This is a genomic window from Hydrogenophaga palleronii NBRC 102513 (genome assembly GCF_001571225.1).
GTDB lineage: Bacteria > Pseudomonadota > Gammaproteobacteria > Burkholderiales > Burkholderiaceae_C > Hydrogenophaga > Hydrogenophaga palleronii.
In genome coordinates this window covers 1-11903 of record NZ_BCTJ01000062.1, presented here as the reverse complement: position 1 = coordinate 11903, position 11903 = coordinate 1, and the positions used below count along the sequence as shown (strand labels likewise).

The window sequence follows — 11903 nt, the reverse complement described above, 5'->3', positions numbered from 1 at the left end:
GCGATGCAGGATGCGCGGGAAAAATTGAAGGCGTGGCAGCATGACTACAACCATCACCGTCCGCATGAATCACTCGGCCACCTGACACCGAGCGAGTTCGTCAGAAAGAGGTCGGATCAACAGCTGGGAAGCCGCCCAACTCCAGTTTAGAAGTGATTACCGGATATGGAGGAGACGTCAGTTGCCGGCACTGCCCGAGGGCATGCGGGCGACACATCTAAAGAAGCCGGGCATGGCGCCGTTCAAGCACCCGTCCTTCATGCCGTTCACCCACCCGATAGCGCCGGGCCTGTGTGACGCGGTGCAGAATTACTGCGAGCACGCCGGCTTCACGCTGGAAATCGTGCAATACACGCGCCAAATACAGACCTTCATATCCACGGGCCTCCTCGACATCCCTGGCGGTTCCGATCATCACGCTCTGGGTCTGCAGATAACTCTCAATCGCTTCCTGTCCGTTTTCGCGCTCCATTGGCAGCGCCCCCGCACAGGGGGGCATTCTCGCGCGGCACACGGGCACCGCATTCCAAGGGGCTTGTGCCCCTGTCAACGTGGCACCGCCGTCCTGCGGACAACGCTGCGTTGCCTTTTTTTCATAGGTCCGGCCTTGCTTCGCGCATACATTCTCCGCAGACCTACAGAGAGACAAGATGCTTCTAGAAGACTACGCAGCCTGGTCGGCCGCCGAAAGCCTGCGGCCCATCGACAACGGGATCCGCCACCACGCTCGCCGCGCACTCATCGACTGGGCCTCAGCCCTCTACCCGGGCACCCGTGTGGCACCAGGGACAGCCATGGTTGCCGCGCACCGCGCCGAACTGGGCGTGGGCCGCTCCAGCCTGCCGGGCTTCGGCACCACCTGTTTCCCGGCACTGGCGGCGTGGATCAATGGGACCGCCTCGCACACCGTCGAGATGGACGATATCTTCCGCGACGCGGTCTACCACCCCGGCTGCCCGACGATCGCTGCGGCCCTGGCGGTTGCCGAAGACATCGGCGCCTCGGGCGACGAGCTGTTGCGCGCCATCGTCATCGGTTACGAAATCTCCACCCGCATCGGCGCGGCCGTGCAGCCCGAGCATTACCGCTTCTTCCACACCACCGGCACCGTGGGCGCATTCGGTGCCGCAGCCGCGGCGGCGGCATTGCTGGCACCCGGCAAGGCAAGCGTCGCACTGCACGCAATGGCCACCGCGGCGACATTCGCCTCGGGGCTGCAGCAGGCCTTCCGCTCCGACGCCATGACCAAGGCCCTGCACGCCGGGCATGCCGCGCAGATCGGGCTGCTGGCCGCGCAGTCGGCCGCACACGGCGTCACCGGCGTGCCCGACATCCTGGAAGGCGCGGTCGGTTTCGGCGCCGCGCTCGCTGGCAACCCGTCGTGGAAGGGCGCAACCGACGGCCTCGGCACCCGCTACCACATTGGCGAGATCACCATGAAGGCACACGCCTGCTGCGGCCACACCTTCGCGGCCATCGACGCGGCCGTTGCGCTGCGCGCCATACCGGGTTTCGACATCCACCACGTGCGCGCCATCGACATCGACACCTACCAGGTCGCGCTCAACGTCACGGGCAACCCCGACCCGACCACCGCCTTCGAAGGCAAGTTCAGCCTGCCCTATGTGGTCTGCCATGCCCTGCTGCGCGGCTCGGTCCGCCTCGACGCCTTCGGACCCGACCGCCTGAACGATCCCGCCATCCGCCAGTTGATGAAGACCGTAAGCCTGACCGCAGACCCGGTCATGACGGCCGGCTTCCCCTCCATGCGCTCGGCCCGCATGCGCATCACCATGATGGACGGTCGCACGCTGGAACACCACTCGCCCTACCGCAAGGGGGACCCGGAAGCGCCGCTCACCGACACCGAACTCGATGCGAAATTCCGCGAGCTGGTGGCACCGGTGCTGGGTGTCGGGCGCACCGATGCACTGCTCGCACAGCTCTGGGATCTCGGTGCGCAACCCGTCGCCTCGCTCGATCTCGCGGCGCCCGTGCCCGCCATTGCCTGACCCCAACGCCCCCATGAAATCCGAAGCCCTGCCGGCCCAGCCGCACTCCATCTCTCTGTTCGACGCCATCTTCTCACCGCGCGCCGTGGCGCTCGTCGGCGTCTCCAGTGACGCGTCGCGCAACACCGCCCGGCCGCTGCGCTTCATGCGAAAGCACGGCTATGCGGGACAGGTCTTTCCCGTAAATGCCACCCGCGCCGAAGTGCTGGGCGAGAAGGCCTGGCCCTCGATCGCCGCCATCGCCGCTGACGCCACGCCCGACGCACCGGTGGACCATGTCTTCGTCATGATCGGCGCGGCACAGGTGGAGGACGCTCTGGTGCAGAGCGCGACGCTCGGTGCCCGCGTGGTCACCGTGTTTTCGGATGGCTTCGGCGAGACCGGCGAGGCGGGCCAGCAGCTGCAGGACCGCCTCGTGGCACGGGCACGCGAACTCGGCCTGCGCCTCATCGGCCCCAACAGCATCGGCACCGTCAACGTGCACAACGGCGCACTGATCTCGGTCAACGCCGTGTTCGAGATGGAGCACTTGGTGCGTGGCCCCATCGCCATGGTCTCGCAAAGCGGCTCCATGCTGGGCTCGCTGCTCTCCCGCGGTGCGGCTCGGGGCTTCGGTTTCGGCAAGCTGCTGTCGGTCGGCAACGAGAGCGACGTCACGGTCGGCGAGGTGGTCGATGGCCTGGTGGACGACACTGAGACCCAGGTCATCACGCTGTTCCTTGAAACGCTGCGCGATGCCAAGGTGCTCGGCGCTGCGCTGGACCGCGCGCGGCTGGCGCGCAAGCCCGTCATCGCCTACAAGCTCGGTCGCTCAGAGATGGGGAGCGCGCTGGCGCAGTCGCACACCGGCGCGCTCGCCGGCAACGACGCCGCGGTGGACGCCTTCTTCCGCGCCCACGGCGTGCTGCGCGTGGAGATGCTGGAGACGCTGTTCGAAATGGCGCCCCTGGCCACGCGCTACGCGGACGTGCCCTGCATCACCGGCCGCAAGCCGCGTCTGGCGGTCATCACCACCACGGGCGGTGGCGCCGCGTCGGTGGTGGACCGGCTCGGCCAGCGCGACATCGAAGCCGTGGCGCCACCAGCCGATTTCATTGCCCACATGGCCGCACGAGGTCTGAAGATCCGCTCGCAGCCGGTGATCGATCTCACGCTGGCGGCCACCAGCGCGCAGTACCGCGACCTCGTCGAGCAGATGCTGCAGAGCGACTGGTGCGACGGCGTGCTCAGCGTGGTGGGCTCTTCGGCGCAGTTCCACCCGGGCCTGGCCGTCAAGCCGCTGCTGGAGGCGGACAAGCCCGCCGGCAAACCGCTGGCCGTGTTCCTCGCGCCCGACGCGCCGCAGTCGCTGCGGTTGTTGCAGGAGGCGGGCATCGCCGCCTTCCGGACACCCGAGGGCTGCGCCGATGCGCTGGCCACCTTCTTCTCGCGCCGCGCACCGCAGCGGGGTACGCCCCTGGTCGCGCCGGTTTGGCCACAGGAGGTTCCGCGCGCCGGCGCACTGAACGAGATGGAAGCCTCGCGCGTGTTTGATTCTCTGGGCATCCGCATGGCCCAGGCGCACCTTCTCGAAGGCGATCGGCTCGACCACGGCCTGCCGTATCCCCTGGTGCTCAAGGTGTGCTCTCGCGACATCGCGCACAAGACGGAGGTCGGCGGGGTGAGCGTCGGCATTCGCGACGACGCCTCGTTGCGCGAACAGGTACAGACCATGCGCGATCGCATCGCTGGAAAATCCCCCGACGCCGCCGTGCAAGGCTACCTCGTGCAGCGCATGGAAAAAGGCCTGGTCGAACTGATGCTCGGTTTTCGCCACGACCCGCTCGTCGGTCCCATCGTGGTGCTGGGCGCGGGCGGCATCACGGCTGAACTCACACCGGACGTTTCGGTGTCCATGGCGCCCGTGCACCGCGAGCGCGCCGTCGAGATGATTGACGAGGTGCGCGCCACGCAACTGGTGCGCGGTTTTCGCGGCCTGCCACAAGGCGATTGCGACGCACTGGCCGATGCCATCGTGGCGTTCTCCACGCTGTCGCTGCACCGCACACCTCACATTGCCGAGGCCGAAATCAACCCGCTGTTCGTCAAACCCACCGGCGATGGTGTGGTCGGCGTGGACGGCCTGATCGTGCTCGGCTGAGCCCCACCGCAACCCTTCCCTGACACACGATGAATTTCAACCTCACCCCCGAACAAACCGAATTCCAGACCGCGGTGCGGCGCTTCGCCGAAAAGCACCTGAAGGCCGGCGCGCTGGCTCGCGCCCATTCCGACGACTACCCCACCGACGTTGCGCAGCTGATGGCCGCGCAGGGCCTGCTCGGTATCACCATTGCCGAGGCCGATGGCGGCCAGGGCGGCAGTCTGATGGACGCGGTGATCGCGATCGAGACGGTGGCCTCCGTCTGCCCGCGCAGCGCGGACGTGGTTCAGGCAGGCAACTTCGGCGCCATCCGCGTGCTGGCCGAATACGGCAGCCCGCTGCAGAAGGAGAAGTACCTCCAGCCCCTGCTGGCGGGCAAGGCCCTGATCGCCGTCGGCATGACCGAGCCGGGCGCGGGTTCCGCCGTCACTGAGCTGGTGACCTCGGCCACGCCCGATGGCGAGGGGTTTCGCGTCAACGGCAGCAAGATCTTCACCACGCACGGCCCGCACGCCGACGTGTTCCTCACGTATGTGCGCTTCGGCCCCGGCGTCAAGGGCATCGGCTCGGTGCTGATTGAAACGAAGATGGACGGCGTGACGCTGGGCAAACGCTCGCGCTTCACCTCGGGGGAGGAATGGGTCGAGATCTTCTTCAACAACGTGTATGTGCCCAAGGACATGGTGGTGCTGGGTGAAGGCGGCTTCAAAAAGCAGATCGCCGGCTTCAACGTGGAGCGCCTGGGCAACACCGCACGCTCGCTGGCGCTGGGCCGTTATGCCTACGAGGAAGCGCGGGAGTGGGCCATGCAACGCAAACAGTTTGGTCGCCTGCTCTGCGAGTTCCAGGGCTTGCAGTGGAAGTTCGCTGACATGCGCATCAAGCTCGATGCCGCGCAACTTCTACTCTACCGGGCGGCCACCAATGCCGACACCGGTTTTCCCTCGCCCACCGAAACGGCCATCGCCAAGGCGTACTGCAACCAGACCGGTTTCGATGTGTCCAACGAGGCCATGCAGGTGCTCGGCGGCATGGGCTACAGCCAGGAGTCCCTGGTCGAGTACTGCATGCGCCGCTGCCGCGGCTGGATGATCGCCGGCGGCTCGATCGAGATCCTGAAGAACCGGATCGCCGAGGCGGTGTTCGACCGCACCTTCTCGCAGCGGCCCAACTGAGCACGATCCGCAGAAACCGTGAGGAGCACGACATGACCACCGCCGCAGAACCCGCGTTGTCGTCCCGCCTGCTGGGCACCCTCACGCTCGACATGGGGCCAGCCTACGACCTCGGCGCGACCCCCACGGGTTGGCGCCGCATGCGCGTGCTGCCCAGCGGCACGCTCATCGGCCCGCGCATCTACGCCAAGGTGCTGCCGGGGGGTCTCGACGCCTTTCTGCGCAAGGGCGACAACAGCATGCACACCGATGCGCGCCTCACGCTGGAGACCGACGACGGCGCGCTGATCTATCTGGCCTACCGTGGCGTGCGCTACGCCAGCCCGGAGGTGATGCTGCGCATCGAGGCCAACCAGCCGGTGCAGGACGATGAGTACTACCTGCGCAACGTGCCCACGTTCGAAACGGCCAGCCCGACCTACGACTGGCTGAACCGCCTGATCGCGGTCGGCGTGGGGCGGCGCCTGCCCAACGCCGTCGCCTACACCTTCCACGAGATTCTGTAGCCCCGCGCCACGAGCCTTTCAAGACGTAGGCCGCGACCCCCGCGGCGTGTCCGCTTGGCGTGGCACCCCGATACCTCGCCTTACCTCTGCCCAGGGCGCGTCCTGCCAGACCCGATCAGAATTTTCAAACGAGTCTTTCCTTTTCGTCGAACCTCAAGCGGGCCTGCCCACCTAGGATGCCCGCACCCCCTAAAAAACTATCCAGGAGACAAACCATGGCTACGGTGAAGAAGTTCAAACCTCTGTTGATCGCATGTGCGATGTCGGCGCTTTCGATGGCCGCACACGCGCAGGTGTCGAACGATGTCGTCAAGATCGGCGTCATGTCGGACATGACCGGACCCTACGCGGGAGAAGTGGGCCCTGGGCTGCTGACGGGCGCCAGGATGGCGGTCGAAGACTTCGGTGGGAAAGTGCTGGGCAAGCCGATTGAAGTGGTGGTGGCCGACGACCAGAACAAGCCGGACGTGGGCACCGGCATCGCCCGCAAATGGATCGAGAGCGACAAGGTCGATGCCATCGTTGGCGGATCGAACTCGGCCATCGCACTCGGCATCGCCAACCTGATGAAGCAGAACAACAAGCCGTACTTCATCACCGGCTCACAGTCGGCGGACCTCACGGGTAAATCGTGCTCGCCGATGACGTTCCAGTTCGTCTCCGACACCTACTCGCTGACCAAGGCATCGATTCAGGCGCTGATGGCGCAGGGCGCCAAGACTTTCTACTTCATCACGGTCGACTATGCGTACGGCGCCGCCATGCAAACCGCCGCCACCCGTTTCGTCGAAGCGGCCGGGGGCAAGGTGGCGGGATCGGTCAGACACCCGCTGGGGACAACCGATTTCTCGCAGTATTTGCTCCAGGCGCAAGCGAGCAAGGCCAACGCCGTCGTGATGCTGAACTCTGGCCTGGATCTGATCAATGCAATGAAACAGGCTGGCGAGTACCGCCTGGCCAAGAGCGGGCAGACGCTGGGCGTGACCAGCATGAGCTTCAACGGGGTCGTCGGCATGGGGCTGGAGGTGGGACAAGGCGTGGTGTTCGGATCGCCATGGGCCTGGAACATCAACAACGAAAGCAAGACCTGGTCCGAGCGCTTCATGGAGCGCAGCCGCGGGTCTGCGCCGGGCGCCAACCACGCCGGGGCCTACAGCGCCACCATGCACTACCTAAAGGCTGTCGCGGCCGCCGGGACCGATGAAGGCGTCGCCGTGGCCGCCAAGGTGCGATCCACCCCGATCAATGACTTCCAGTTCAAGAACGTGAGCATCCGCGAAGACGGACAGGTCATGCGTCCCATGCAAGTCATGCAGGTGAAGACCCCCGCCGAATCCAAGTACAAACTCGACTACATCCACTTCAAAGGCGAGATGCCGGCAGACCAGGTCTGGCGTCCTCTGGCCGAAGGCGGCTGCGACCTCGTGAAAGCGAAGTGAGCCACCGCCCGGGCTGCCGGGCGCAGCGGGTGGGTATGCAATGGAGTGGGGAACATGAACTTCTCAGACAAGGTGGCCTTGATCACAGGCGGCGGCGGTGGCATCGGCGGTGCCGCGGCGATGGCCTTTGCCCTGCGCGGGGCCAAGGTGGTGGTCGTGGATGCCGATGGTGACGCGGCCCGGACCGTGGCAGACGCGGTCGTGAAAGCCGGGTACACGGCCATGTCCGTGCAAGCGGACGTGACGAAGGCCGCCTCCGTTCAGGGCTATGTCCAGGCCTGCCTGCAAGCCCATGGCCGGATCGACTGCTTCTTCAACAACGCGGGCGTCGTCGGGGCCACCACGTCCATCATGGAGTACGACGAGGATGAGTTCGACCGCGTCATCGCGATCAACCTCAAGGGCGTCTTCCTGGGTTTGCGCCACGTCCTTCCCGTGCTGAAGGAGCAGCGAAGTGGTGCCATCGTGAACACCTCGTCCATTGCTGCCTTGCTGGGCTCGGCCGGACAGGGACCCTACAGCGCGTCGAAGAGCGCCGTGCTGTCCCTCACCCGCGTGGCAGCTTCCGAGTCTGCTGCATACGGTGTTCGCGTCAACGCCATCTGTCCCGGTGCGGTCGATACGCCCATGATCCAGCGGCTGGAGCGGCTGCGCAACCCGACCGAGCCGCACAAGACGCGGCAGAGCATCAACGCCACCATTCCGACGGGGCGGTACGCCACCCCCGACGAGATCGCCAACGCGGCGCTATACCTTTGTTCGGACCTAGCGGGCAGCGTGACCGGAACGCAACTGGTCGTCGACGGCGGCCGCATCGGCGCCAGCGGAGGCGTTTTCGTGTCTACCGATTCCGTGGTGTCCGCCAGCTAGGTTCTCCGAGCCGGTTCAAGCGAGCAGCGCTTTCCATGCAAGTGTCATGACGCGTGCCGAGGCAGTAAACCCTGCCGCGCGTGCTCCCGTCAACAAGGTTTATTTCATGCAAAACAGTCAAAGCAGTGACGCCATCATCATTGGCGCCGGATTTTCGGGCTTGTACCTGCTTCACAAGCTGCGCGAACTCGGGCTCTCTGTGGTGGTCTTCGAGCGGGGCGGTGACGTCGGTGGCACCTGGTACTGGAATCGGTACCCGGGCGCACGCTGCGACATCGAGAGCACCTGGTATTCCTACTCCTTTTCACCCGAGCTGGAGCGGGAGTGGAAGTGGTCGCAGCGGTATGCGAAGCAGGAGGAAATCCTGGCCTATGCCGGCCATGTCGCCGACCGGTTCGCGCTGCGACCCTTCATCCGGTTCAACACGCGGGTGGACGGGGCCCACTTCGATGAACGGGCCCAGGAGTGGGTCGTCCAGACAGATGTGGGCGCCACGCACCGGGCCCCGTTGCTGTTTGCCGCGACAGGGCCGCTGTCCGACTCGAACGTGCCACCCCTGCCCGGCCTGAACACGTTCGCTGGCGAGATACACCACACCGGGGCCTGGCCCCACCAGGCGGTGGACTTTGCCGGGAAACGCGTGGGCATTGTCGGCACCGGCTCATCGGGCGTGCAGACCATTCCGATGGTCGCCAGACAGGCGGCGCAGACCTTCGTGTTCCAGCGCACGCCCCAGTTCGTGCTGCCGGCGGAGCACCGCGAGGTGTCCGAGGAGGAATCTGCGCGGATTCGCTCCGACTATGCGCAACTGCGCACGCTCCAGCGCAGTGCCCCCACGGGGTTCTGGGCGAATCCCGGACCCCATCGGTTCTTCGATGTGTCATCTGAGGAACGAGCAGAAGAGCTGGAGCGCCGCTGGAAAAATGGCGGCTTCGCGTTTCTCCAGGCCTTCACCGACATGCTGACGAACGAGAAGGCCAACGTGGAAGCGTCGGCGTTCGTGAAACGCAAGATCTGCGACGCCGTGAACGATCCCGAGATCGCCGCACGTCTCACGCCCACCTTTGCCCTGGGCGCCCGGCGGCCTGTACTGGGTGATCGCTACTACGAAACCTTCAACCAGACCAACGTCACGCTGGTCGATCTGAAGCAGGAACCCATCGTTGGCCTCACGACCGATGGACTGTCCACCAGCCAGCACCACTTCCCGCTCGACGCCATCGTCTTTGCAACCGGTTTCGACGCCTTGACCGGCGCCATCCTGAAGCTGAACCTGAAGGGCCGCGATGGCATCACCATCCAGGACGCCTGGGCCGATGGCCCGAAGAACACGCTGGGCTTCATGGTCCATGGTTTCCCGAATTTCTTCATGCTGGCGGGGCCAGGCAGCCCAGCCGTCAGGGGGTGCGTCATCACATCGACCGAGCAGCAGGTGGATTGGCTTGCCGACTGCGTCGCGCACATGCGGCGGCACCGGTTGGCGACCATCGAGTCGACGGCTCAATCCGACCAGGCGTGGGTCGAAACCGTGAATGAGGCCGCAGGCACCACGCTCACCTCCACGGTGGATTCCTGGTACCTAGGTTCCAATATTCCCGGAAAACCCAAGGTCTTCATGCCCTACTCGGGCGGCTTCGGGGTGTACCGGGACATTTGCGACAACGTGGCCCGCGGCGGGTACGAACGGTTCACGTTCTCGAAGGCGCCGGCAGCAGCACCTGCCGAGCAAGCCGCGCCTTCCTGCTGAACGCAAGGCCGAACCGTCCCGTGCGCTCCGCTGGCCGGTGAGGCATGGCGGAGCACGGCTTCGACGGCACCGCCAGGCAGCTCGGCATGCCAGTGCCGACCTGGCACGCCGTTGTGGGAACCCCTCTCAGGCGTCCGGGGTGTCGACCACGCTGGAAAAGAGGATGCGCAGCTCTGCAGAAACCGCATCGAGGGCCGCAAGGGCTGAGGGCAGCACACCGCTCATGGTCAGAAAGCCATGGATCTGTCCGGGAAAGTGCCTGTGCGCCACGTTCACGCCGGCCTCACCGAGCTGCCTGGCGTAGGCAAAGCCGTCGTCCACGAGCGGGTCCAGCCCGGCGGTGACGATGCAGGTCGGTGGCAGTCGCTGCAAGTCCGGCGAGAGCAAAGGCGACGCGCGCCAGTCCGCCTGCTGCTCGGCGGCCGAGAGGTAGTGCCCGCGAAACCACTTCAAGGTGTCATGCGTGACCGACAAACCCGGCCACTGGATCGACTGGGACCGGCTGCTCAGGGTCAGGTCCACGCAGGGGTACATCAGCAACTGGCCGGCCAGCGCCGGCGCGTCGAGTTTCCGATCGGACGCTGCATGGCAGATGGACAACGCGGCCACAGTGGCCAGCGCGGCGCCCGCACTGTCGCCACCCAGCACGATGCACGCCGGATCAACGCCCCATGCTCGGGCATTCGCCCGCAGATGGGCCGTGGCTTCGCACGCATCGTTCACGGCAGCGGGAAACGGGTGCTCCGGCGCGAGCCGGTAGTCAACCGAGAGCACGCTGCAGCCCGCGCCACGCACGAGCTGCCGGCACAGTACATCGTGCGTGTCCAGATCGCCCAGCACCCAGCCGCCTCCATGAAAGAACACCAGTGCGGGAAGCTGTTGCTCCTGGGGGACCCGTTCGGGCCGGTAGTGGCGCAACGACAGCGTCCGGCCAGGCAGCTCCAGCTTCATGTCGTGGGTACTCCCCACCGTTGGCGGAGGCAGCTTGGCTGCGAGGCGTGCCTGCGTCAGCACCTGGCGCGCCTCGGCGGGCGTCATCCGGTGGTAGTCGGGCAGCCGGTTCTCCAGCCGGTACTTCAGAAAGGCGGCGACGTCTTCATTGGGTTTCATGGCTGCATTGGTGCTTTCTGCCTGCCGGCCAACGCTCAACGGGCGGTGTAACCGCCATCGATCACGAGGTCGGACCCGGTCATGAACCCCGACTCGTCGGAAGCCAGGTAAAGAATGGCGCGCGCGATGTCCTCCGGCGTGCCCAGGCGGCCCACCGGTTGCAGGTTCGAGTAGTGCGCCACCCCCTCTTCGTAGCTGTCGAACAGCGTGCGGGCGGCGCTGTCGAGCATCTCGGTGTGGATGAAGCCCGGGCAGATGGCGTTGGCACGGATGGGCAACTGGCGCTCGGCGCACGAGAGCGCCACCGATTTCGTGTAGAGGCGCACCGCGCCCTTCGACGCGGCGTAGGCGGCCCGCCCCGGCATGGCCACCAGGCCCATGATGGAGGCGAGGTTGATGATCGAGCCCGCCGGCGTGGCGCAGCGCTGCATGGCCGCCACGGCGTGCTTGGTGCCAAGGAACACGCCATCGACATTGACCGACATCACCTTGCGCCAGAGCTCGTAGTCGGTTTCGGACGGGAAGGACTGCGCGATGAAGATGCCAGCGGCGTGCACCGCGACGTCCACATGTTGATGCCGCGCGAGCACCCCTTCGTAGGCCTGCACCCAGTCCTGCTCCTGCGTCACATCCAGGCGGATGAACTCGGCCCTCCCGCCCTGCCCCGCGATCTCGGCCACCACGTCGTGACCGGCGGCCTCGTTCAGATCGGCAATGACCACAGCGGCACCTTGCGCCGCGAGGAGTCTGGCCGCAGCCTTTCCCAGACCACTCGCCCCCCCGGATATGACGGCAACCTTGTTTTCAACACGATTCATGACTGTCTCCATTAGTGAAAAAGGCCCCGCACGCAGGCCCATTGAGTTGCGTAATGCAACCGCTGCTCAGAAGTTCAGGCCAA

General features: G+C 65.8%; 11 protein-coding genes. 8 read left to right on the top strand and 3 right to left on the bottom strand.

The window, feature by feature from the left end; translation table 11 throughout:
* The first annotated feature begins 3 nt into the window (after positions 1-3).
* Positions 4-150 carry an integrase core domain-containing protein gene (locus tag HPA01S_RS23890; RefSeq protein WP_084360901.1) on the top strand — a complete coding sequence of 49 codons (147 nt, stop codon included), beginning with the start codon at positions 4-6 and terminating at the stop codon, positions 148-150.
* A 67-nt stretch (positions 151-217) separates the two neighbouring features.
* Here the strand turns inward: HPA01S_RS23890 and HPA01S_RS23285 are convergent, their stop codons facing one another.
* Positions 218-472 (bottom strand): hypothetical protein, encoded by a 255-nt coding sequence (locus HPA01S_RS23285; protein WP_157085138.1) that lies wholly within the window; start codon positions 470-472, stop codon positions 218-220.
* 178 nt (positions 473-650) lie between these two features.
* On the opposite strand from HPA01S_RS23285, the gene HPA01S_RS21600 reads away from it, so the two are divergent.
* The 7 genes from HPA01S_RS21600 to HPA01S_RS21570 all read left to right on the top strand — a co-directional run bounded on the left by HPA01S_RS21600 (position 651) and on the right by HPA01S_RS21570 (position 9892).
* Positions 651-2012, top strand: coding sequence for an MmgE/PrpD family protein (locus HPA01S_RS21600; protein WP_066273429.1), 1362 nt, complete (start codon positions 651-653; stop codon positions 2010-2012).
* Between the two features lie 13 nt (positions 2013-2025).
* On the top strand, positions 2026-4152 hold the full coding sequence (locus HPA01S_RS21595; RefSeq protein WP_066273427.1) for an acetate--CoA ligase family protein: 2127 nt from the start codon (positions 2026-2028) through the stop codon (positions 4150-4152).
* Between the two features lie 29 nt (positions 4153-4181).
* The gene (locus HPA01S_RS21590; protein ID WP_066273425.1) at positions 4182-5330 is read left to right on the top strand and encodes an acyl-CoA dehydrogenase family protein; all 1149 of its coding nucleotides are present in this window, start codon (positions 4182-4184) and stop codon (positions 5328-5330) included.
* 32 nt (positions 5331-5362) lie between these two features.
* On the top strand, positions 5363-5836 hold the full coding sequence (locus tag HPA01S_RS21585) for a DUF3237 domain-containing protein (protein WP_066273423.1): 474 nt from the start codon (positions 5363-5365) through the stop codon (positions 5834-5836).
* A 215-nt stretch (positions 5837-6051) separates the two neighbouring features.
* The gene (locus HPA01S_RS21580) at positions 6052-7275 is read left to right on the top strand and encodes an ABC transporter substrate-binding protein (RefSeq protein WP_084360900.1); all 1224 of its coding nucleotides are present in this window, start codon (positions 6052-6054) and stop codon (positions 7273-7275) included.
* 54 nt (positions 7276-7329) lie between these two features.
* Entirely contained in the window at positions 7330-8145 is an 816-nt protein-coding gene (locus tag HPA01S_RS21575) for an SDR family NAD(P)-dependent oxidoreductase (protein ID WP_066273421.1), read from the top strand.
* A gap of 46 nt (positions 8146-8191) precedes the next feature.
* Complete coding sequence (locus HPA01S_RS21570; protein ID WP_245638721.1) at positions 8192-9892, top strand: flavin-containing monooxygenase; 1701 nt, start codon at positions 8192-8194, stop codon at positions 9890-9892.
* A 126-nt stretch (positions 9893-10018) separates the two neighbouring features.
* On the opposite strand, the gene HPA01S_RS21565 is transcribed toward HPA01S_RS21570, so the two are convergent.
* Together HPA01S_RS21565 and HPA01S_RS21560 are read right to left on the bottom strand one after the other, a co-directional pair.
* Complete coding sequence (locus tag HPA01S_RS21565) at positions 10019-11002, bottom strand: alpha/beta hydrolase (RefSeq protein WP_066273418.1); 984 nt, start codon at positions 11000-11002, stop codon at positions 10019-10021.
* A gap of 35 nt (positions 11003-11037) precedes the next feature.
* Positions 11038-11820 carry an SDR family NAD(P)-dependent oxidoreductase gene (locus HPA01S_RS21560; protein ID WP_066273417.1) on the bottom strand — a complete coding sequence of 261 codons (783 nt, stop codon included), beginning with the start codon at positions 11818-11820 and terminating at the stop codon, positions 11038-11040.
* Positions 11821-11903 lie beyond the last annotated feature (83 nt).